The organism is Aureispira sp. CCB-E, assembly GCF_031326345.1.
Lineage (GTDB): Bacteria > Bacteroidota > Bacteroidia > Chitinophagales > Saprospiraceae > Aureispira.
The window spans coordinates 5,626,803-5,650,358 of sequence record NZ_CP133671.1 but is presented as its reverse complement, the minus strand read 5'-3'; the positions used below and the strand labels follow the sequence as shown (position 1 = coordinate 5,650,358).

Annotated in this window: 15 protein-coding genes; 6 read left to right on the top strand and 9 right to left on the bottom strand. The window is 36.7% G+C overall.

Annotation, left to right across the window (positions count from 1 at the left end; translation table 11 throughout):
* Positions 1-446: 446 nt before the first annotated feature.
* Together QP953_RS22100 and QP953_RS22095 are read left to right on the top strand one after the other, a co-directional pair.
* Positions 447-2,714: a S8 family serine peptidase gene (locus QP953_RS22100; protein ID WP_309552979.1), complete on the top strand. Its 2,268-nt coding sequence runs from the start codon at positions 447-449 to the stop codon at positions 2,712-2,714.
* 239 nt (positions 2,715-2,953) lie between these two features.
* A complete protein-coding gene (locus QP953_RS22095) occupies positions 2,954-3,562 on the top strand; it encodes a T9SS type A sorting domain-containing protein (protein ID WP_052594205.1) in 609 nt (202 codons plus the stop codon).
* 54 nt (positions 3,563-3,616) lie between these two features.
* On the opposite strand, the gene QP953_RS22090 is transcribed toward QP953_RS22095, so the two are convergent.
* The 6 genes from QP953_RS22090 to QP953_RS22065 all read right to left on the bottom strand — a co-directional run bounded on the left by QP953_RS22090 (position 3,617) and on the right by QP953_RS22065 (position 12,998).
* On the bottom strand, positions 3,617-4,252 hold the full coding sequence (locus QP953_RS22090) for a hypothetical protein (RefSeq protein WP_309552978.1): 636 nt from the start codon (positions 4,250-4,252) through the stop codon (positions 3,617-3,619).
* 132 nt (positions 4,253-4,384) lie between these two features.
* A complete protein-coding gene (locus QP953_RS22085) occupies positions 4,385-4,714 on the bottom strand; it encodes an SMR family transporter (protein ID WP_309552977.1) in 330 nt (109 codons plus the stop codon).
* Positions 4,715-4,956: 242 nt separating this feature from the next.
* Complete coding sequence (locus tag QP953_RS22080; RefSeq protein WP_309552976.1) at positions 4,957-7,602, bottom strand: glycosyl hydrolase 2 galactose-binding domain-containing protein; 2,646 nt, start codon at positions 7,600-7,602, stop codon at positions 4,957-4,959.
* Positions 7,568-8,296 carry a copper homeostasis protein CutC gene (locus tag QP953_RS22075; protein ID WP_052594209.1) on the bottom strand — a complete coding sequence of 243 codons (729 nt, stop codon included), beginning with the start codon at positions 8,294-8,296 and terminating at the stop codon, positions 7,568-7,570. The genes QP953_RS22080 and QP953_RS22075 overlap by 35 nt, the downstream gene beginning before the upstream one ends.
* Positions 8,297-8,298: 2 nt before the next feature.
* Positions 8,299-10,566: a glycoside hydrolase family 20 protein gene (locus QP953_RS22070; RefSeq protein ID WP_309552975.1), complete on the bottom strand. Its 2,268-nt coding sequence runs from the start codon at positions 10,564-10,566 to the stop codon at positions 8,299-8,301.
* 311 nt (positions 10,567-10,877) lie between these two features.
* Positions 10,878-12,998 carry a S9 family peptidase gene (locus QP953_RS22065; RefSeq protein WP_156039674.1) on the bottom strand — a complete coding sequence of 707 codons (2,121 nt, stop codon included), beginning with the start codon at positions 12,996-12,998 and terminating at the stop codon, positions 10,878-10,880.
* Between the two features lie 748 nt (positions 12,999-13,746).
* Here QP953_RS22065 and QP953_RS22060 point away from each other — a divergent pair.
* The 4 genes from QP953_RS22060 to QP953_RS22045 all read left to right on the top strand — a co-directional run bounded on the left by QP953_RS22060 (position 13,747) and on the right by QP953_RS22045 (position 21,498).
* Positions 13,747-19,392, top strand: coding sequence for a right-handed parallel beta-helix repeat-containing protein (locus QP953_RS22060; RefSeq protein WP_309552974.1), 5,646 nt, complete (start codon positions 13,747-13,749; stop codon positions 19,390-19,392).
* 154 nt (positions 19,393-19,546) lie between these two features.
* The gene (locus QP953_RS22055; protein WP_309552973.1) at positions 19,547-20,194 is read left to right on the top strand and encodes an ATP-binding cassette domain-containing protein; all 648 of its coding nucleotides are present in this window, start codon (positions 19,547-19,549) and stop codon (positions 20,192-20,194) included.
* Positions 20,195-20,725, top strand: coding sequence for a DUF4269 domain-containing protein (locus tag QP953_RS22050; RefSeq protein ID WP_052592578.1), 531 nt, complete (start codon positions 20,195-20,197; stop codon positions 20,723-20,725).
* 74 nt (positions 20,726-20,799) lie between these two features.
* Positions 20,800-21,498 (top strand): NRDE family protein, encoded by a 699-nt coding sequence (locus tag QP953_RS22045; protein ID WP_309552972.1) that lies wholly within the window; start codon positions 20,800-20,802, stop codon positions 21,496-21,498.
* 6 nt (positions 21,499-21,504) lie between these two features.
* Here the strand turns inward: QP953_RS22045 and QP953_RS22040 are convergent, their stop codons facing one another.
* From QP953_RS22040 to QP953_RS22030, 3 genes are read right to left on the bottom strand one after another with little or no spacing between them, the layout of a single operon-like run.
* Positions 21,505-22,104, bottom strand: coding sequence for a YigZ family protein (locus QP953_RS22040; protein ID WP_072010982.1), 600 nt, complete (start codon positions 22,102-22,104; stop codon positions 21,505-21,507).
* A 22-nt stretch (positions 22,105-22,126) separates the two neighbouring features.
* Positions 22,127-22,957 (bottom strand): menaquinone biosynthesis family protein, encoded by an 831-nt coding sequence (locus QP953_RS22035; protein WP_052592573.1) that lies wholly within the window; start codon positions 22,955-22,957, stop codon positions 22,127-22,129.
* Between the two features lie 24 nt (positions 22,958-22,981).
* On the bottom strand, positions 22,982-23,503 hold the full coding sequence (locus tag QP953_RS22030) for a hypothetical protein (RefSeq protein ID WP_052592569.1): 522 nt from the start codon (positions 23,501-23,503) through the stop codon (positions 22,982-22,984).
* Positions 23,504-23,556: the final 53 nt, after the last annotated feature.

Sequence of the window (23,556 nt, the reverse complement as noted above, 5' to 3'; positions counted from 1 at the left end):
GCAATAGAGTAAATCGCTCCATAAATTGTTACCTTAATATTGATTGATGATTGATTGGTGTTTAACACACTTTTGTAAACAAGTGGCTAAATCAGCCCAAAAGTTATAAAAAATGTTAAAAATGCCCAACTTAATTGGAATTTAAATGTCAATATAAAAAGGTTCTAAATTATTTATTCTTAAATTAAGTTGCTGTGAGCAAGTAACAAGGAGTATCGTATAAGCTTCTCAATTGCTATCTACTGACATACCCAAAACTTGTAAAATAAGAGTCGTGGTTTTATTTAAATATTCCAGATTATAGTACCCAATCTTCCCAAAAAATCTGTACTGTAACAACATATAAATAAATTGACCTTAGAATTTAATTACCCCAAAAAGTTAGCTGAGAACCAGTTCAAATTTTATAAATAACAACTTCTGAACGAAATGTAATACAAATCTATATGAAATATTGGATACTTTTACTCTCTTTTTGGGCGCTCCAAGTAAGGGCACAGCAACCTTCTAAACTAAGTACAGATTTATACTTAAAACTAAAAAACACGGCTTTAGTTGACTATTCAAAACAACTTTTGCCCCTTTTGGTAAAGGGAAATTTGAATACGATCCAGCAAATTGTAACGACTGATGGTGGAACGTATAAATATGGGGTAAAAAATATTGCCTCTGTTTATATTTCCTTGGCAACCGTTGAAAAGTTATTGGGACATTCTGATATACAGCGAATTGAATATAGGGTTGCCAAGGGGAGGCATTTAGCTTATTCGGAAGATACGATTATGTTGACGAATAATAACGTTTGGGATGCGCATGCTGGAGGTGGTTTGCTACCACATGGGTTTCAAGGAGAAGGAGTTTTGTTGGGAGTGATTGACGATGGGTTTGAGTGGCAACATCCTGATTTTTGTTATCCAGATTCTACAACTAGAATTCTATATTTGTGGGATCAAATTTCTAATAATACCACTTATCATGAAGCGTATTATGGCTATGGAGCGTCTTGGAAAAAAACAGATATTGACAACCATCAGTGTACGCATCAACCCGACCAACATGGTTCTCATGTGATGGGAACGGCTGCTGGCAATGCGCGTGCTTCTGGAAAATATTTGGGGATTGCACCCAAGGCGAATTTAGCCTGTGTTAGTGTTGCTAGAGATGCCACCTTCTTGAGTAGTTTTGTGGATGGCATACATTATTTATTTGGCAAGGCAGACAGTTTGGGGCAGGCTTGTGCTATTAATTCAAGTGTTGGGAGTTATTCTAGTGGCCACGATGGGAAGGATTTGTACAGTCAGTTGATTGATAATATGCTGGAAGAAAAAAATGGTCGTGCCTTGATACAAGCGGGGGGCAATGCTAGAGCATTTCCAATTCACCTAGGAGTAGCTTTAAATAATAGTAGCTCCAAGACGCAGTTCAAATACCACAATGCTCGACGAAAAGTACATTTTGATTTATATGCTGATACTGCTACATTTTCAGAAATAGATTTTTCTTTTCAATTAATCAATCCACAAAATCAACAAACAATTGCACAAACAAGTACTTATAATGTATTGGAGGATTTTTCATTTACAGGTTCTGTTGCGACACTTTCTCAAGTCTTATTTTTAGATGCAAATGGCAATCCTGTCACCTTAGAAATTTTAATCGATCAATATGAAGATGCTTATGAGGTGCGTGTCAATTTACATTCTTCTTCTAATTTGGGGCGTTGGCAATTGACGACTACAGGGACAGGAAAATATGATGTGTGGAGTCACGAGACGCTATTGGAGTCATCGGATATGATTAGTGATGTTCCTGTGTCTGACTATACTAGTCCTGACAATATACAAAGTATTGTTGGTTATTGGACCTGTTCAGAAAAAGTGATCACCGTAAGTTCGTATCAAAATAGAACAAGTGCTGTTTCTTGGTTTGGCGATACATTGCAGGTCGGCACTCCTGGTTACCCTCAATTTGGAATCTCTGGATTTTCGAGTTTAGGACCCACGCGCACTGGGCTGCAAAAACCAAATATAACAGCGCCAGGGGGGCAGGTGATGTCTGCGTCAACATTAGGAGCTTTAAATTATTATAAAACGATTAATAATAACCGTTTGGATGCAGACGGTTGGCATATTTTTAATAGAGGAACATCAATGGCTGCTCCGATGGTTGCAGGAGCTGTAGCGCTGTATTTTCAATGTAAACCTTATGCGAATTATGCCGATGTTCTACAAGCATTAGAAAGTAGCGCAAAGGTAGATTCTTTTGTATTGGTAGAGGTATTGGCTTTGCCCAATATTCATTGGGGGTATGGCAAGCTGGATGTATACCAATTATTAGAACGGTGTTTGGTTTATGGTTGTATGGATACCTTGGCTTTAAATTATAATCCATTGGCAACCTATCAAGACAGCTCCGCTTGTTTTTATGTGCCAACAGGTATAAAATCGTTGGAAGACGACGCCTATCTTCGTTGTCAACCCAATCCATTTAGTATACAAACAGCCATTCATTATAAGTTGCCAGCTATGCGTGATTATAGAGGTAGTTTGTCAGTTTATAATAATCTAGGTCAACTTGTCTTACAGAAAGAATTGAATGCACAACAAGGTGTTTGGATGATGTCATCGGAAAACTTAGCGATGGGGTCTTATTGGCTTGTATTAGAGTGCAATGGCGAAAAATATGCTTACCAACAGTTAATTATTCAGCCTTAGAGAATATTTTAATCTAAATTATGTACCTATTTATCGACTTTATTCGTACAGTAACTAATTAATGTCTAGTTTAATATAATATTATAAAAGAATCCCATCTACCATTTGCCTCTTAAGGTAGCGCATTTAACCTTGTTGTTAATAATGGTTATACGACTTTATGTTGAGTAAAGGGTCGTTACTACACCAAACAATATAATTAACGAATTCCTATTTGTTTAACCTAAAAAAGAAACACTATGAAAGCAATGTTTCACTTGATTCTAATTTCATTATTTTTAGTTGGTACTACTTCTATCTCAAAAGCACAAATTAGCAATAAACCTAATTTAGATTTTAAAGTAGAATTGAATAATTTAAACCAACAATTAGAAGTTGTCTGGGCTACTTGCCTAGAAAATAGCGTGGTAAAATTATTAGACAACAACCTAAACCCTATAAAAACACAAACACTTTGTAAAGAAACACAAGGAATCATTGATATTTCTGATTTGCAGAGTGACTTGTATTATGTACAAGTGGAACATTATACTGGGATAGGAATTCAGCCTGTTGTAAAAGCAGCCAAAGAAACGAACTTGTCAACTAATAATGCCAAAACTCTAAAAGCAGACTTGGTATTTGATGTATATCCTAACCCTAGTCAAGATGAAATTACCATCCAGAGCAAAGATTTTGCTTCGAACAGTGTGGTGACTATTCTTGATTTGCAAGGGCATCAAGTACAATCTAGAACCTTGAACAATGCTAGCTCGGTTATTGATATTTCCAATCTACCTCAAGGAGTTTATTTTATTCGTATTGAAGACGAATATAGAATTGGAGTGCAGCAATTGGTTAAAAAGTAGGTTTTTTGGGGTGGGGTGTCATTAAAGAGGTCTGTAGATTATTTTAAGGGTTGTTTAATTCCAACTTTGAGATAAAATTGTTTCCTCCCAAACTCCCTTTTCATTTTTAGAAAGCAGAACTTCTTTATGAGAACCACACATAAAAGTCAAGCAGTATTCAGAAATATTTAAATAAGCGTTTTGTTTATCATTTGTGAAAATTGGAGTAGAAATTTCATACCAAATAGAGTCATTATTTTTACTAAATTTTAGATAATCTGTATCAAGTTTTGTTTTTTGATCTAGAGTATTTAAATACATTTTCATCTCATACGTTTCTTTTAAAGATAAAGACCATTGCCCAACGTCAAGGAAAGGAATGTAATGGGGGAATAATGATGTATCAATATGAAATTTTCCCTCAATTAGTTGAAATGCTGATTGAATGGATTGTTGATTTAAACTATCAATACTTTTTTCCCAAAGAGTATTTTCTTTGATCGTTTTAATATAGCTATCAAAAATTGATTTATGAACAAGTATAGAAGGGTATACTAGACTTTTATCTTCGTTTAGAATTTTGCTTTCTATTAGTTCATTTAAGAATTCAATCACAAATTTGTTTTCAGGTAACTGTTGTTTCTTTGGTTTGCAACTTAGAATACAATAAAGTATAGGAAAAATAAATAAAGCAGATTTCATTTTTAACATAGAAATATAGTTTTAAGGGGTTACTTTTAGAACGATATGAGGATAGGATTTGTTGGCTAATTTTTTAATCTTCTGTAACTTTAATTGGCATAATTGATTCATTAAAGTGTTATAGTTGTTTAAAAGGATACCCTAATGCACATTAGTTTTAGAAACCAAATTCATAATTAATACCCCTGCGATAATTAAACTCATCCCTATAATTGCAGCAGTATCCAATTTTTCTTTATAAAAAATAAAACCGAAGAGTGCAACAAGAACAATGCCCAATCCAGACCAAGTGGCATAGACAGTTCCTAAGGTTAACTTTCGAAGTGATAAGGTCATGAAATACATGGAACCTATATAGCCTAAAATAACCCCCAAAGTGGGGAGCCATTCTTTGAATTCATTACTCGCTTTAAGACAAGAGGTGCCGACTACTTCACACAAAATAGCTAGGGCTAAATAAACATAGGTCATAAATTATTGAAATATTTTTAAGTATTAATAATTCAATAGTTCGTGGGAAAATCGCATCAGTTTGATTATCAATATAGTGTACTTTTGTTGTTTGATTTTTTAAAGAATTGATAATCAAACTGATGCAAAGATGCTTTTTTAGTTTTTTACAAAAAAGCTAAAAAATCCACGAACTACTAAATAATTGTGTACTTGTTGTGTTTATAAGAATATTATTGCTCGATTTTTTTCCGAACAAATACTTAAATTAAAGTATTGATGGATAAAAAATACAAATTTTCTAAAGTTATTTTTTCAGTTGTTTTTAAGACGATACTTTGGGGCTGGTTGGGAAGCAAATCAAAAAAGTTGTTGCTCCAATTACCATGCTTATTGCCTTGCACAAAAAGATTTTTTATCAAGGTATTGCTTGTGATACTTAATTCAAAGCCCCCTTTGATAGGAGTTAATTTTGTTTGGAGGTCTGGTTTGCTTAGAGCTAATCTTTTGGGAGGAAGAAAATAATACAACTGCTCGTAATTTTCTGAAGCAGTAGAAAAGCGGACTCGAATAAAGCTGTTGTTGGGTCGGGCAGCACCAACTAAGGTCGAATAAGGGTAGGTGAAATGCAAACCTTGTTGATTCGAACGCAGCGATAAGTTTTCCTCTTTTATCGTATTTAAAATGGTGCCATCAAAACGAACAACTTCGATTAATAAATGCCCTCTAGTATCCTGCATTTTGTCAGATACAAGATCAATTTGAACTTGATGATTGTCTGTTGGTTGAACTCGAATCAGAATATCTTGGTAAAGCTGTCTTACTTGATAGTGTAAGGCTTTCCAGTTCCCCAGATAATCAATACTAGACCAAGAGGGACCTGGCCAACAATCGTTTAATTGCCAATACAATGTTCCCATGCAATGCCCCTTACTTTGGCGATGACTTTGAATGGCTAATTGCATCCCATAAGCTTGTGTTAATTGACTCAAATAGACAAACTCTGAAAAAGAAGAGGGGGTAGGGTAATACGTTTCTAAATGCTTTTTAATCATTCCATTGCCAATATAGCTTTTTTGATGATGTTTCATAACAACACTTTCTAAATGCCATTGGCTAGAATCCGAAAATTGTTGTACCATTTGCATATTTGGAAAGGATTGAAAGCCATATTCGCTCATAAATCGTCCAACATTGGTTGTATAGTTTTCAAAAGGTTCTCGACCATGCCAAACTCCCCAGTAGTGCATACTGTGGTGTTTGAAATTGTCAGGAGTTCCCCAATTGCTTAGAGGCGAAGTAGGAACATAAGGCTGTTGAACCTGCATTTTTTGTAGGGTATTGGGAATTATTTGTTCAAAAATCGTTTGATAACCTTGGATAATGGTTGTCGAATCTAGAGGAGAGTAACCAAATTGTTTTTGCCATCCCCAGTTGTTCCAAGCTACTTCAATTTCATTATTACCACACCAAAGCGCAATACAAGCATGGTTGCGCAATCGTTGCACATTTTGTTCTACTTCTTTTTGAACATTATAAACAAAATTAGAATCGCTAGGATACATACCACAAGCAAACATAAAGTCTTGCCAAACTAAAAGCCCCGCAGCATCGCATTGCTCGTAGAAGTAATCAGATTCATAAATTCCACCTCCCCAAACACGGAGCATGTTCATATTGGCATCAACAGCGTTTTGAATGGTTTGTTGATACGCTTCTTGGGTTACTCTAGGTAGTAGGTTGTCTTGCGGAATATAATTGGCTCCTTTCATGAAAACAGGACGTCCATTCAGTTTAAAATAATAGCTTGTTCCAATAGAATCGGGCGATTGTACGAGTTCAATTTTTCGCAAGCCAATTTTTTTTGTTTGAGAGCACAACAACTGTTTGTCTTTCGAAATGTCTATTGTAAATTCATACAAATGGGCGTCTCCCAAACCATTGCACCACCACAATTGGGGCTGAGGAATAGAAAAGTCAATTTGATGTTGAAACGTTCGTTGATTGGGGCGAATGGATTCCGTTGCTAGAATTTGTGTATCATTTTTGATGACAATAGTCAGGTTTTCTTCCTCCAAGTTCGGGTAATCCAATTGAATGTGGGCGGTAAGGGCTGCTCTTTGAGTATTAATGGACGTTTGTTCATAATAAACATCTTGAAGCTTGACAAAACTATATGCTTCTAGATAAACAGGTCGCCAAATTCCCATCGTTACCACCCTAGGACCCCAATCCCATCCAAAATGGTAGGGCGCTTTGCGAACGAAAGGACTTACTTTGGGACTGCCCGCATCGTTGCCAGCAGGAAGGGTATAACCTAAGTTACGAAAGGCTGCTTCCTTTTCTTTGAGTGGAGATTTAAAAACAACTTTTAATTGATTTTTTCCGACTTTGAGATGTTTTTGACAATTGACGCGCCAAGTACGGAACATATTATCTGATTTTAACACAGTTTGTCCATTGATCCAAACTTCAGCATAAGTATCCAGTCCTTCAAAAACCAACTCAATAACATCTTGTTGGAGCAATGTTTCAGATACTTCAAAATCTTTTTGATATTCCCAATCTTCCCACTCAATCCAGCCAATTTCTGTTTCATTCGTACCATAAAAAGGATCCTCTATTAAGCCTGCGTTTAATAAATCTAGTTGCACAACACTAGGAATTACAGCTTTTGTCCAACCCGTTTTACCAACTTGCTTGAATTGCCAATCTCCAGTTAAATCTATTTTTTCAATAGTTGGTATGTTTAAAGGCGTTGTGCAAGCGTAGAAGAATAGCAGGCTATGAACTAGTAAAATTAATTTAAAAAGCTGAGACATAATTGTTAAGGTCAGAAAGTGAAATGATTGGTAGCTGTCCTGAAAAGGTGATTTAGTTGCCAATAGTTTGATGAATAATCTCCCCACAGGCTTTTAATTTTTGAACATCAAATAATTTTTTTTGATACTCAGTATTAGGGAAATTAGGGTGTTGAAAGCTTGTCGTCTGTTTGGCAAATTGCTGTGCCGTAAAATGAAATTCTGTTGCCCCAATTGCTTTTAGTTGTGCGATATTATGGGGACCAACGCCAGAACCAGGAAGAATTTGGATTCTTTTATTAGCTTGTTGAATCAGCTGCTCAATAAGAAGGAGTCCTTGGTCGATTTTATTAGCTTGCCCAGATGTTAAGATTCGGTCAACGCCTAAGTCTATTAATTGCTCTAAAGCTTTAAGAGGAGCTTTGCAACGATCAAACGCACGATGAAACGTTACTTGCATAGGACGAGCTAGTTCTACCAACATTTCTGTTGTTTTTAAGTCAATTGCTCCTGTTGTATCCAAGGCACCAATCACAACACCATCCACTCCTAATGCATGGCAGACTTCTATGTTGTGCCGCATTTGTTCTATTTCATAAGCGTTATAATAAAAATCACCCCCTCTAGGGCGAATGAGTACAAACAAATCAATATCAATTGCTTTTCGGGTTGTTTTGATACAGCCCCAGCTAGGCGTAGTGCCCCCTTCCAATAAGTTGGCACAAAGTTCGACTCGTTGAGCGCCATATTGTTGTGCTAATAAAGCCGCTTGAGGACTATCTAAACAAATTTCAATGACCATTATTATTCTATTACAAATTCATCAATAAATAACCAAGCTTCGCTACCTGCGGCGGCATGCCAGTTTGGACAATAAGTAATGTTATGAGCTTTTAGACGGACATAACGTGCAGTAGTATTTTTAGCTTCTAATTCAAATGTTTGTATGAATGAACCATCTTTTTTAGGCGAAACATCGTTGGAAACGGTTCCCAAGCGAGTAAAGTTCTGCCCATCATTAGACATAAAAAAGTCAATTTTGGTAGGTAAAAATATCCAAGAGTCTTGTTTTTGGAAAAAAGCAGTTGATAACTTAGAAATTGGTTGAGGTGCTTGCAAATCAATAGTGATTTCCATTGGAACTTTTTGAACGGCTTGCCAGTTCCCATCTCTAAAATTTAAACTTCCTCTAGCGCCATTGCTTACAGCTTGCACACCTCCTCCTGTGTAGTAAGAACTATATTCATAACTCAAAGAAGGCTCTAGCCCATTACCCAAATGCTTGGTAAAGGTTCTTTGAATAGGTACTCCGTAGGGTTTATTATTTTTAAATGCTTGAACCTGTAATTCTGTTGTTGTTTTGATTGGGATGGCCGTTTCGTACATTGTAGAATGAAGGGTAGGGGTAGAGCCATCGACTGTGTAATACAACTCCAAATCAGGTGTTCCCTTCGTTAGCTTTATATTGATGCTCTCTGTGGATGTAAATACTTCCATACTGATTGGCATTGTTTCGGCACCGTATTGTACCCCTAGTGCTTCCAAGCTAGGGTAGTGGGCTTGCACTCTTTGATAAAATTCCGAATAGTTGCGTTGAGTAGGTGCCGACCATAAAACTTCAGTCATAGCGAGTAATCTAGGAAAGACTTTTTCATCCAAAACTTGAGCATTAGGAACATGCTCTGTCCACATATTGCATTCGCCTCCTAGAATAAAGTGGTGTTTGTCTGTAGACAAATCTTGAGGAATAGGATTAAACGAGTAGACTTTTTCTAAGTCAATGGCATCCAACTTATAATCAAAATAAGCATGACTAGTTGGAGAGCTAATGGCATTGTGATTTTGTTGAGCTGCTTCCAAAGCACCTCCCATGCCGCGCCAAGACTGAACCGTTGCATTTTTTGCCAAACCACCTTCCAAAATTTCGTCCCAACCAATCAACTTTTTGCCGTTATTTTCTAAGAATGTTGCGATGCGTTGGATAAAATAACTTTGCAGTTCGTGTTCATCTTTTAATTTTTCCTCTTGGATTCTTTTTTGGCATTTTGAGCAGTGTTCCCAGCGATACTTTGGAGACTCATCGCCACCAATGTGGATGTATTCTCCAGGAAATAAGTCCATAACTTCGGATAAGACCGCTTCTAAGAATTGAAAGGTACTATCATTACCAGCACAGTAGACATCTTTGAATACCCCCCATTTAGTTCCAACTTCGAGTTGTTCGCCTGTACAAGAAAGATGCGGATAGGCTGCAATAGCTGCTTGAGAATGCCCTGGAAGTTCAATTTCAGGGACAATGGTAATGTGACGCTCTTGTGCATAGGCAACAATCTCTCGAATATCTTCTTTGGTATAAAAACCACCATAAGGTTCGCCATTCGCCCCTTTTCTCCAAGCGCCTACTTGGGTAAGTTTGGGGTAGCGATCAATTTCAATGCGCCACCCTTGGTCTTCTGTTAGATGCCAATGCAAAACATTCATTTTGTAATATGCCAATAGGTCAATGTATTTTTTGATTACCTCTTTACTGAAAAAGTGTCGGCAGCAATCTAGTAGCATACCTCGCCATTGAAATGTAGGATGATCGTTAATAACTAAACTAGGTACTGCCCAAGCTTCTTGTTGCTCTTTTTGGTGGAAGGTGCTAGGTAATAATTGACGGAGTGTCTGAATCCCTCTGAAAACCCCTGCGGCATCGTTACCATAAATAATAATTTGATTACTATCAATTTGAAGATGGTAACCTTCTTTTGGCAAGGGTTCTTTTGATTTAAGAGAAGTGAGGCGTATAAAATTATGCTCAGCTGAAGAGGTTGCTTTTAAATCAACATTCATAGAATGGTGCAATAGTTTTTGTAGATATGCCCCCTCTTTTTGATAAACATCATCTATCCAAAGTACCGTTTCAGCGTTAATAATGAATTGAGAGGAGGTAATATCCAAATGTTGAGGCTGAGGAATTAGTGCAGGTTCTTTTGGGTACGGAATAGCATCAAGTGTAGGAGAGGGAGAGGAGGTATTGGTACAAGCAACACTAAATAGCAATAAATAAACAACTAGATAAAAACGCATAATAAATTGAATTTAAGAACCATCGTATGTACTCCGTTCTGTTAATCGTTACTTTTGTGAAAAACTAAAAAACTAAGCTTGCCGAGTAGGCTTGTGCTAGTAGCACAAAAGAGTAGAACGAGTTGACGCAGCACAGCTAAGTATTATTACAAAATACCCTAAAAAATAGAAGTTGCTTAAAACTAGTTTTAAACAACTTCATAGAACTTTTTTATTAAAAATAGGCAATAGATATTAAGAAGAATGTTTAATACCCACCTTATACATTACTCCGTTGAAAAATCGTATTACTTATATAGAGTTTGAGCCTATTATTCTTTAATGCCTTCCAAATCTAACAAAAAGGCATATTCTAAGGCAATTTCTTCATAACGTTTAAAACGTCCAGAAGCACCACCGTGCCCCGCTTCCATATTTGTATGCATCATAAGCAAATTGTTATCAGTCTTTTTATCTCTAAGCTTAGCAATCCATTTGGCAGGTTCCCAATATTGGACTTGAGAGTCAAACAAACCTGTTGTAATAAGCATATTGGGATAATCTTGCTCTTTTACTTGATCATAAGGAGAATAGGACAACATATAATCATAAGAATCTTTGTTCTTAGGATTTCCCCATTCATCAAACTCATTAGTCGTCAATGGAATCGTCTCATCTAGCATGGTCGAAACAACATCAACAAATGGCACGGCAGCAATAACACCATTAAATAACTCTGGCGCCATATTAACCACTGCTCCCATCAATAAACCACCAGCACTTCCGCCCATTGCATATAAGTGTTCTTCAGAAGTATACTGTTCTCCAATTAAGAATTTTGCACAGTCAATATAATCGTTAAATGTATTAATTTTCTTAAACATTTTACCGTCTTCATACCATTCACGCCCCATTTCTTCACCACCACGGATGTGAGCAATAGCCCAAGCAAAGCCTCTGTCTAATAAACTTAATCGAGTCGAGCTAAACCAAGGATCCATCGAAGAACCATAAGAGCCGTAAGCATAGAGCAACAGCGGATTTTTTCCGTTTAGTTCAAAGCCTTTTTTATAAACGATAGAAATTGGGACTTTTTTTCCATCTCTAACCGTTGCAAACAATCGCTTGGTGACATATTGATTAGGGTCATGTCCTCCGACTACTTCCGTTTGTTTTTTCAGTTCTTTAGTGTGTTCTTTCATATTGTAATCATAAACAGAACTAGGCGTCGTTAAAGACGAATAGCCAAAGCGAAGTTTGTCGGTATCAAATTCTGGATTATTACCAACATACGCTACATAAGCCTCTTCACCAAAATCAATACGATGCTCTTTTTTAGTTTTTTGATTAATAATTTGAATAGAAGTAGCCGCATTGCCTCGCTCACTAATGACCAAATAGTCTTTAAAAACTTCGATGTCTTCTAACAAAACATCTTTGCGATGTGGGATGATTTCTTTCCAATTCTTTTTTGCAGTTGCGTTTTCAGGGGTTTCCATCAAGCGGAAATTCGTAGCATTCCAGTTGGTTACAATATAGAATTTATCATTGTAGTGGTCAATGCTATATTCGTGATTGGGTTCTCTTTTGGCAAATTGCTCAAAGACACCTTCAGGGGTATCTGCATTTAAGATGTGGTAATCACTAGAAATGGTACTACTATTATAAATGATAATGTATTTACCAGATTTAGATCGACCGACACCGATATAAAAAGAAGGGTCTCGTTCAAAATACACAATAAAGTCATCGGCTACATCTGTTCCTAATTTGTGCCTGAGAATTTTTTCAGATAAGAGCGATATTTCATTTTTGAGCGTATAAAAGTAGGTTTTGTTATCGTTTGCCCAAGCACCACTGCCATCTGTTCCATTGATGCGGTCTGGCAAAAACTCACCTGTTTCTAGGTTTTTGAAACGAACGGTATAAATTCGTCTGCTAACAACATCTTCACAGAATGCTAAAATTTTATTATCAGGACTTACATTTAGACTCGTTGCAGCATAATAATTGTGTCCTTCTGCCAATTCATTGACATTTAACATGATCTCTTCTTTGGCATCTAAACTTCCTTTTTTACGGCAGTGAATTGCATATTCTTTGCCTTCTTCAAACTTGGTATAATACCAATAGCCATTTTTAAAATAAGGTACAGAAGCATCGTCTTTTTTGATGCGATCGACCATTTCTGTATAGAGCTTCTCTTGCAATGGCTCTGTGTGCTTCATCTTGGTTTTTAAATAAGCATTCTCAGCATTCAAATAATCCAAAACTTTTTGAGTTTGAGCATCTGGAGTCTTGGCATTTTTTTGATCATCTGTCAAACGCATCCAAAAATAAGGATCAATTCTAGTATGACCATGCGTAACAATAGCAGAGTCTTTTTTGTCTGCAATAGGAGGCATGAGGTCTGTTTGGGCTGTGATAGTAGTATTTTCTTTTTCTTTTGACATCTCTTTACAGGCGTTTAGCGATAAGCTAAATAGAATAATAGCTAAATAATAAAGTATTGTACGAAACATAATTATTGTTTTCTAATCGAGGATAAATGTACTCTTTTTAGAGTTCAAAATCTTATAAGATTCTAATTAATTAAGAATTGAGTTCTAAAATGGGCAATGAATTACCTAAAATAAGGCATAAAAATAAATAGGATATTGTTTTAGGTGTTTTTTATTTAAAATAATAGATAAAGTGACAAGAAAATAGGATAGTACGACCCAAAAACTGGTTTTTAGATTCTTTTATTAGAATTTTGTTTTTGCTGAAAAGCAGGGGGAAAAGAATATGACCCTTGAAAAGGTAACAAGAACTAAGCCCCCAGTGGTGTCATTGTGATTGGAATGGAGGAATAGGTGGTTTGCTTTTAACTGTTAGATAATAAGAGCCCTATATAAAAATAATAATAGTATGAAATATAGGTCATAATATTTTGGGGTTGCGTTGTAATGCTTAAATAGAGCATTTAGAATTGGAAAAAACTGATTTTTGAAGAGAATAAAAACTTCAAAAAAGCAAATAAAAAAAAAAGAAAAAAAAGGTCTCAAAAAGGGTCTAAAAAGAACAAAAAGCCCAAAAAAAACTTTGTCACAGAGGGCTTAAAAGTGTTATAAATTTGTTATAGTCACAAAAAACGGCTATTTTTACTAATCGTTAAAAACAAAATTTATTTCTTTTTTTGTAGTACAAAAACCTAAGTTTATGACTTATATTATTGACAAAATAAGGAGCATACAATTATCCGTTTTGGTCGTATGTTTCTTATCATCTCAGCATGCTACAGGGCAATTATCCCTACCTTGGACAGAGGATTTTGAAGGAGCAACAGCTGGTAGTTATACCACCAATCAAAATCCCGTACCTGGTTTGTCGGGACCTGGATATAGCTGGGAAGTACAGTTGGGAGCCAATGGTCGAGCTCGCACAAATGCAGGCGCAGGGTTTTATAATGGTGGAAATCGAGCATTGACCCTTGATGCTGCCGTGAGTGGAACCGTAGCGATTAATTATTTGATTGCTAATTTAGATTTATCTAATTATGGAGGCTCCAATGATTTGGAATTGACCTTTAATTATGCCAACCATGGCGAGGAAAGCAGTCCTAACGATCGTGTTTGGATGAGAGGTAGTTCTTCTAATGCATGGGTACAAGTTTATGATCTTTATGCCAATCGTCCTTCAGTAGGACAGTATGCACAAGTTGTGTTGGATATTGATGACTTGATGCAAACAGCAGGACAAACAATTACTTCTACTTTCCAAATTCGTTTTGGTCAAGAAGATAATTTTGAAGCAACAAGCCCAACTGCTTCAGATGGATTTACATTTGATGACGTTAGTATAACTGGTTCTTTGCCATTGCCTAATAATGCTGGTATTACAGCAATGTTGTCACCTGTTTTGGGGGCTGTAGCGGGATCTTACCCTGTTGATGTTACATTAAATAACTTTGGTAACAATGCTTTAAACAATGTAACAATTGAATGGACTTTGAATGGAACCGCACAAACTCCTGTGAACTTTACAGGACCTGCATTAGCACAGTCTACTAGTACCACTGTTAATTTATCAGCAAGCACCGCTTTTGCTTCAGGTTTAACAAATCTGAAGTTTTGGACTAGCAATCCTAATGGAATGCCTGATCCAGATAATAATAACGATACTCTAGAGACCTTTTTCTGTACAGGTTTGGCAGGTACTTATACTGTTGGTACGGCTACTTCTGATTTCCCAACTTTTCAAGATGCATTAACAGCATTGTATGGTTGTGGTGTTGGTGGTCCTGTCACCATGCAAGTACAAGCAGGAGCGTATACAACAGCTTTGACAATAGATCGTCCTATTCCTGGAATTAGTGCAACGAACCGAGTGACTTGGGATGGTTCTGGGCAAGCGGCTAGTATCACTGTTAATAGCGGAGCAGCAGTAGCTTTAGATGGTGCCGATTACATCACCATTCAAAACTTTCTATTGGCCAATACATCTACGACACAAGGGTGGGGGGTATTGTTGACCAATACTGCCAACCACAATGAAATCTTGAACAATCGTATTCAAATGGCAGTTACCAATGCCTTTAATACATCAGGAATTGTTGCAACAGCTTCTTCTACATCAGTAACTTCTAGTGGGAACAATGCTAATTACACACTGATTGAAGGAAATGTTATTACAGGAGCAGATAGAGGGATTTCTCTTTATGGGTCGTCTACAACTTCTCTATATAATAGTGGAAATATTATTAGAAACAATGATATTTCAGATGCAGACAACTATGGAATTTATACTTATTACCAAGACTCTCTATTGATTGCCAATAATAATATTCATGATTTTCCAAGTACATTCCATTATGGAATTTATACATACTATTTGATGAATTTTGATGTGGTCGGTAATAATGTTCATTTAGAAGATTATGGGATTTACTTCAATCGTTCTAATTCTCAAATCACTCCAACACGTCAAGCATTGATTGCCAATAATATGGTTAAGTCAGCTAATGACAGAGGGATTTACTTGTTTTTTACAAGGGAAACAGATTTCTATCATAATACAATAGTTTCAGGAGCTTCTGCCTGTGTATGGTCTAACTTTGATAATACAGTAGATGTTAAAAACAATATTTTTGTAAGTACTAGTACGACGAATTACGCTTTTGAAACGTTCTCATCGAATACCTTTTCAGATATGGATTACAATGTGTTCTATACGAACCCTGCGAATCCAAACTTGATAGATTTTGGTTCTACCTATGCTGACTTGACTGATTGGCAAACAAATGGCGCCAATGGTTATGACCAAAACTCTCTAGAAGGCTTACCAACATTTTACAGTGCAACAGATTTGCATGTGGATGGCGCATTTTTGAACGACAGAGGAATTGCAACAACTGCTGTTACAGTAGATATTGATGGTGATGTTCGTCCAGCTACAGGAGCTGCTTCTGTTGATATTGGAGCTGATGAGTTTACGCCGCCAACGAATGACGCTGGAGTAGCAGAATTGGCTAGTCCTACGTTGCCAATTACAGGAGGTTTTGCTTCGGTAGAGGTTGTTGTTAGAAATTATGGAATTGTACCTCTAACTTCGTTTATGGTAGGTTGGACAATTGATGGTAATACGCAGACCAATGTACCTTATACTGGGACACCAATCCCAGTTGGTGGAAGTGCTAACATGACGTTAGCTAACTTAAACTTCCCTGCTAATACAACTAATTTGAGCTTCTGGACATCTATGCCTAACGGTGTAGTTGATGAACGTTTTAGCAATGATACATTACATGTAAATGTATGCCCTGGTTTATCAGGAACCTATTCTGTTGGACATGCTTCGGCAGACTATCCAACAGTAGGTGAAGCCTTAGATGCATTGATGAGTTGTGGTATAAGTGGTCCTGTTACAATGGAATTTGTGGCAGGAACGTATGTTGGTCCTTGGGTAATCAATGAAATCCCAGGTGCAAGTCTTACAAACACGGTGACATTTGATGGATTAAATGCAGCAGACGCTACGATAACACATGATGCTTCTGGTCCTAATACAGCTGCAACTGTGACGTTGGATGGAGTAGACTATTTCACTATTAAGAATTTTAGAATAGAAAATACAGGAACAACAACGCCTGCTTATGGTGTCTTGTTGACAAACCAAGCTAATCATAATATTATTGATAATAACCAAATTGTCGTGCCTATTGGGACTCCTTCAAATGTAGTTGGTGTTTTGGCATCTAATAGTTATGCAGCTAGTGTTGGTACAGCTTCGGAAGGAAACAATACAAACCATACAACTATCATCAACAATGATATTAGTGGAGGTGTTGCCAATATTATTTTAGAGGGAGGTGTTTCCAACTCTGAAAATATGGGGAACAAGATTATGAATAATAATATGCATGATGCTGATGATTATGGAATCTATGTCGATGAGCAAGACAGCATCGTAATCAGTGGTAATACAGTGTATGATTTGGGAGCTAGCGGTGCTGATGCTTTGCAATTGTACGATATTCAAAATTTCTCTATCACAGGAAACGATATTACTTCAAGAGATTATGGTATTGCTATTTTTGGAGGCTTTTCGGATAAAGTAAGAAATGGTTTAGTTGCCAATAACATGGTGCTTTGTGGTGCTGGTGGTGAAGCATTTTATATGCGTGAAGCTAGTTTGATCTATGTTTATCACAATACATTTAGCGCAACACGTGCTTGTTGGTTGGACAATCATCTAAACATTGATTTGCGTAACAATATCTTAAATGCTACAACAGGAGAATGTTTCTATACATTAGACCCTGTTAGTATGAGTGGAATGGATCATAACTTGTTCTTTATTAGTGGTACAGGAGGTAGAGCCGTTCGTTTTGGTACTAATACCTATGCTACATTGGCTGACTGGCAAGCAAGTGGAATTGGATACGACTTAAACTCTGTATCTGGAAACCCTAACTTTGTCAATGGTTTATACTTGGGAGGTCCTCTGGCTGTAGATACAGGAGATGTTAACCTAACCTTACCTATTACAACGGATATTAATGGAGATATGCGTCCATTGGGTTCTAAGCCAGATATTGGTGCAGACGAACATATTATTATTGCTAATGATGCAATGGCAGTAGGCTTAAAATCGCCCAATGGTTGTGGCTCACCAGTAGATGATGTTATTATTCAAATTGCCAACGTAGGATCAACTTTGATTTTGAGTGCTCCAATTACAGTGAATGTTACAGGAGATGCTACCGCAACATTTAATACAACTCATCCTATTTTAGTATCAGGAATAACGATTGATAAAACAGTTGGTACGATTAATACAGAAGCAGGAGGACAGTATAACTTTGAGATTATTATTAGCGCAGGAACAGATTTGAATCCTAGCAATGATACTTTCAGAACAACTGTTAATATACCACCTAGTAACCAAATGGCTTTGTCTATGACAGGCGATACTTCGGTTTGTGCCAACAATACTGCAATGGTATCTGCTGTTGCAAGCTATGTACCATCTACTATTATGTGGTATGATGCTCCAACAGGCGGTAATTTAGTGCATATAGGAGATGCCTTCACAACTCCGAACCTTTCTGCTAATACCATGTATTACGCGGAAATTCAAGGATGTACTTCACCTAGAGCGGTCGCAACAGTTAATGTTGATAACAATGGAATTAACATTGATCTGGGAGCAGACCAAACTATTTGTGGAGGTTCTGCAGCTACTTTAACACCAACAGTTACCATTTCTCCTGCAACATCTTTGTTGTGGTCAGATGGCTCGCAATCTGCTTTTATTGAAGCAACAGCGACAGGTATCTATACGGCAACAGTAACCAATGCTAGTGGTTGTACGGATACCGATACGGTAGAGGTGACGGTATCAGCAGCTCCAGCAATAGCAGATGTTACAACGAATGTATCTTGTGGAGGTGCGGCAGATGGTGCAATTGATTTGACCGTATCTGGTGGTACAGGTCCTTATGCATACGAGTGGAGTAATGCGGCAACTACTGAGGATTTATCAGGTATTTCTGGTGGCTTTTACAATGTAACAGTTACGGATAATGGAACGGCCTCTAACTGTACTTACGTGACGAGTTTCCAAATAACAGAGCCAGCAGCTTTATCTGTAAATGTGAATACAACGGGTGTGGCTTGTAATGGAAATGACGGTACTGTAGATATTACTGTACAAGGAGGAACACCAAACTATAGTTACAATTGGTCTACTTCTGCGACTACGGAAGATTTGAGCAATGCCCCAGCAGGGACGCACACGGTGTCTATCACTGATGCGAACGGTTGTCAAATAACAGAAACCGCAACCATCGCAGCAACAACACCAATTAATGTTACCATAGATACGATTTATGCGGAAATTATGGCGATAGCAGGAGGAGTAGATATTACAGCAACTGGAGGTAGTGGTACTTTCCAATATGTATGGAATACAGGAGCAACAACAGAGGACATTAGTGGATTGGTAGCAGGAACATACGATGTGACGATAACAGATGCTAGCACAGGTTGTCAGCAAGTTGTAACAGGAATAGTAGTTCCTTATCAATTGCCTGATTTTGTGAATACAATTCCAGCATTGGATTTATTCAAATTGTATCCAAACCCAACAGAAGGGCGTGTATTTGTTAACTTAGTGTTGGCAGAAACAACAGATGTACAATTGAGTATCATGAGTATTACAGGTCAAGTATTACAATCCTTTGAGCCCCAAGAAAGTTTGGAGCAAAACTACGAGATTGACATGACGGATTATCCTTCAGGAGTGTACTTAGCAAGATTTGTGATAGACAACAAGGTTATTACAGAAAAGATTATAGTGGAATAATTGGTGGTACAACCAAACACTAGATCAAAATAAATTAAAATGGGAGATGTCTTTTGGGCATCTCCTTTTTTTGTATTTTTACATAGTTGTTTTAGTACGCTTTAAGGACTTGTTTAAACGTAATTATCATATAAGAGATCAAAATAAAGGGAAAATGATACAAACTAAAGATTTACAATTTCAATACAATTCTCAACAGAAATTTCAATTTCCTGATATGCATTGTGAGCAAGGGTCTCATTGGTTGGTGTTGGGAGAGTCTGGATGTGGAAAAACGACTTTATTACACTTGTTAGGTGGTTTGCGGAAGCCAACAAGTGGTGAGATTATGGTGCAAAACCAAGATATTTCAAAACTAAGCGGGGAGGCTTTGGATCGATTTAGAGGACAAAATATTGGCGTGATTTTTCAGCAATCGCATTTGATTAAAGCTTTAACCGTAGAAGATAATTTATTAACTGCCCAATATTTGGCAGGAGCAAAACAGGATAAAAATAAAATTAAAAATATCCTGTCAAAGCTCAATTTGGAAACAAAACTGCAAGCCAAGCCTCAAAATTTGAGCTTAGGAGAACAGCAGCGAGTAGCCATTGCTAGAGCGTTAATTAATGACCCTGTTTTAATATTGGCAGATGAACCTACATCTAGTTTGGATGATAAAAATTGTAGGGAGGTGGTTAAACTGTTATTGGAGCAAAGTCAAAATTTTAATGCTACCTTGTTGATCGTAACACATGATGGACGTTTGAAAGAATTGTTCAACAACCAAATTTTGTTAGAAGCAACTAAGGTAGTGGGGTAGATGGTCAATTTTGAACATATAGATTATCTTAAAACTGGAAATCAACGACAACGCTTGGCTTATCAGGAGTTAGAAGAATTGGGGATGATGGAAGCTCTAAAAGAATTTCAGCCCATTTTGGTAGGAACAATCCCCATTGAAATTGATTTGCCAACAAGTGATCTAGATATTATTTGTACTTGTGTGGACCATGTTGCATTTGCACAAAAAATAAAACAGTTGTATCAGGTACGTCAAAATTTTACCATTAAAACTAAAATGATTAATGAAATTCAATCTACTGTCGCTAATTTTTTGGGGACACATTTTGAAGTAGAAATATTTGGTCAAAAAAGACCTACCCAAAAACAAGATGCTTATCGCCACTTATTAGTAGAGCATCGACTTTTAGAGGCTAATGGAGATGCTTTTAGAAAGGAAATTATTCGATTGAAATCAGAAGGTATGAAAACAGAACCTGCTTTTGCTAAGGTATTGCAATTGTCAGGAAATCCTTATCAAGCATTGTTAGAATTGGATTTAAGTCAATAACAATAGTACGATTTTAGTTGTTATATTTTGTGGATTGTTACTAAGGCTGTTGATTATAATAAATGGAATGTCATATGTGTACTTTAACTTACATCCCAACCTCAGAAAATACATTTATTTGGACTCAAAATAGGGACGAATCCCCTTTGCGCACCTCTCCAGGTTTGATTTATGCTCCTAGTAGCACATGGGTTTATCCTCAAGAACCGCAAAGTGGAGGAACTTGGATTAGTATTACTACTCAAGGAAGGGTTGTTAGTTTGTTGAATGGTGCTTTTGAACAAAACAAATATGTACCGTCTATCAAGAGTCGTGGTATCATGGTTCTAGATTTTTTAACTTATAGCTCTTTGGCTACATTTGTAAAAAACTATGATTTCAAAGACATAGAACCGTTTACAATGGTTGTTCACGAGCACAATGCACTCTGGGAGTTTAGGTGGGACAAATCTCAAAAGTATTTAAACAAGTTGGATGCATTAACACCTCATATTTGGTCGTCATCTACGATGTATCCTCAAAAAATTAAGAATTTGCGCCGAACTTGGTTTGAAGATTACCTGCAAAAACATACTGATCCTACCCGAAGTAATATTCTAGATTTTCATAATAATGCAGGTACTGGCGATCTCAAAAATGATTTGGTGATGGATCGAGGTATTGTTAAAACCGTAAGTATTACTAGTATAGAGAAGCAGCAAAAGGAATTGGATATGGTGTATTATGATTTAATTAATGGAGGAATGTCTAAGGCTACCCTCAAAATGGTCTAATACTCCTTATACTTTATTTACTTTTACTCCGATAATTTTTTCTAGAGATTCTTTAAATCGTTTTACATCGCTTTGTCTAATGGTCATTAGCAAGGTAGTTTTTTCCTCGTAGGTTGCATTTAGAATTGTAAATGCTTCGTTTTTGATGTAATTCATTACATCGCTTGTGGCGACATAGTCAAAGACAACATGGAACTGGTCTTCTACAATTTTCTCAACAATTTGAGCTTGTTCAAAAGCATCTCTAGTAGATTCCTTATATGCTCTTTTTAGCCCAGAAGTACCTAGTTTCGTTCCTCCAAAATAACGCACAACAACCGATAGAACATTGGATAACCCAAAGCTATCAATTTGCCCCAAAATAGGTCGTCCAGCGGTTCCTGAAGGTTCTCCATCATCATTAGCTCTAAACCGTTTGCCATCAAGACCAATTCGATAAGCATAACAATGATGCCGAGCTTTGAAGTGCTCTTTTTTGACTTCTTCCAAACAAGTTTTGACTTCATCTTCTGAATAAACAGGGAAGGTATAAGCAATAAATTTACTGCCTTTTTCCTTGTATTCTCCAATACTCGGCTTTTCTATGGTAAAATAAGTGTCTTTCATAATAAAAATGGTTCGGGAAATACTACTCTACAAAAATATCTGCGGTTGGTGCTTTGATCAACCCTACTTGTACTGCTGTATCAAACAAATACTCAATCGCTGCTTTCCCTTTAGAACCCAAATCAATAGAAAAGTCATTGACGTATAAATCAATGTGTTGTCGGATAACGTTTAAATCCATTTCTTGAGCATGTTGACGAATATAAGGCTCTGATTTTGTAGGATGTTGGAAGGCGTATTCAATACTCCTACGCAAGACTCGATTAATTTTTTGCTGTAATTTTAGAGGTAGCTGACGTTGTACGACAATGCCACCGAGAGGAATTGGGAGTTGTGTGGTTTGTTCCCACCATTCGCCCAAATCAACCAACTTAACCAAGCCTTTATCTTGATAGGTAAAACGATTTTCATGAATAATTAGCCCTGCATCTACCTGTCCATTAATAACCTGCTGTTCTATATTCGAAAATAGCGTTTCTTGCTTATTCTTTGCTTGAGGAAAGGCTAAGCTTAATAAGAAATTAGCAGTTGTATATTTGCCAGGAATAGCTATTTTCTTGTGTGATAAATCATCCTTAGAGATCGAAGTTTTGGCGATAAGCAAAGGACCGCAGTTATTACCTAAAGCGGAGCCACTAGTTAGTAAAGCATAAGAATCAATGAGATAAGCATAAGCATGATAACTCAATTTAGTAATATTCAATTCGTTGGCAAATGCCTTTTGATTGAGTTGTTCGACATCTCCCAGTTGCACCTCAAATTCCAGTCCTTCTGTATCAATTCGTTGATGGATCATCGCATCAAAAATGAATGTATCGTTAGGGCAAGGAGAGTAACCAAGTGTTAGTTTCATTTGTATTGTAAATTAGTGGCTTACCTACTGTGGAATAGGAGATTGAATAATTTTTTGAGCAATGTTTAACACCTCTTTAGCTGCTTCTTGATCATTTTCTCCAACTTCTACCGTTTTCCCTTCTTGCAAAGTTGTTACTAAAACACTATTCTTGAATAAATATTGATAATCATCCTTGCTTACAATTACAACCTTATCGGAAAGCCAATAAACATCTGTAGCACTCCCTGTTAAGTATATGATTGTTGTTTTTAGAGGAGTTGTTTTTTCTTCTTCCTTATAATAGGTAGTTGATTCTGCTACAAAATCTGCGACACCATCTCTAGTGGCATAATTAGAGATGGTTCCATCTTCTAATTGCGTTTCAACTAAATACATGGACTCTAGCGATTCTTTAATTTGGGCATTTAGAATACTTGCTTCGTCAGGTTGATGTTCTGCTCGATTATCGACTGGAATTCTCTTTGGGAAAGCACTTTGAGATGGATCAGAACTACAGGCAATGGTTATTGCGAAAAGTAAAAAAAATAAACAATTGTATTTCATAGCAAATGTGTCAAATCATTACTCTGTGAGAAAGTGGTATTTAATTAGCTTTG

Coding starts and splice junctions, on each gene's coding strand:
- QP953_RS22065 (WP_156039674.1), bottom strand. CDS start 12,998: ATGTCAAAAGAAAAAGAAAATACTACTATCACAGCCCAAACAGACCTC.
- QP953_RS22060 (WP_309552974.1), top strand. CDS start 13,747: ATGACTTATATTATTGACAAAATAAGGAGCATACAATTATCCGTTTTG.
- QP953_RS22055 (WP_309552973.1), top strand. CDS start 19,547: ATGATACAAACTAAAGATTTACAATTTCAATACAATTCTCAACAGAAA.
- QP953_RS22045 (WP_309552972.1), top strand. CDS start 20,800: ATGTGTACTTTAACTTACATCCCAACCTCAGAAAATACATTTATTTGG.
- QP953_RS22075 (WP_052594209.1), bottom strand. CDS start 8,296: ATGGTCATTGAAATTTGTTTAGATAGTCCTCAAGCGGCTTTATTAGCA.
- QP953_RS22095 (WP_052594205.1), top strand. CDS start 2,954: ATGAAAGCAATGTTTCACTTGATTCTAATTTCATTATTTTTAGTTGGT.
- QP953_RS22050 (WP_052592578.1), top strand. CDS start 20,195: ATGGTCAATTTTGAACATATAGATTATCTTAAAACTGGAAATCAACGA.
- QP953_RS22090 (WP_309552978.1), bottom strand. CDS start 4,252: ATGTTAAAAATGAAATCTGCTTTATTTATTTTTCCTATACTTTATTGT.
- QP953_RS22100 (WP_309552979.1), top strand. CDS start 447: ATGAAATATTGGATACTTTTACTCTCTTTTTGGGCGCTCCAAGTAAGG.
- QP953_RS22085 (WP_309552977.1), bottom strand. CDS start 4,714: ATGACCTATGTTTATTTAGCCCTAGCTATTTTGTGTGAAGTAGTCGGC.
- QP953_RS22035 (WP_052592573.1), bottom strand. CDS start 22,957: ATGAAACTAACACTTGGTTACTCTCCTTGCCCTAACGATACATTCATT.
- QP953_RS22040 (WP_072010982.1), bottom strand. CDS start 22,104: ATGAAAGACACTTATTTTACCATAGAAAAGCCGAGTATTGGAGAATAC.
- QP953_RS22030 (WP_052592569.1), bottom strand. CDS start 23,503: ATGAAATACAATTGTTTATTTTTTTTACTTTTCGCAATAACCATTGCC.
- QP953_RS22070 (WP_309552975.1), bottom strand. CDS start 10,566: ATGCGTTTTTATCTAGTTGTTTATTTATTGCTATTTAGTGTTGCTTGT.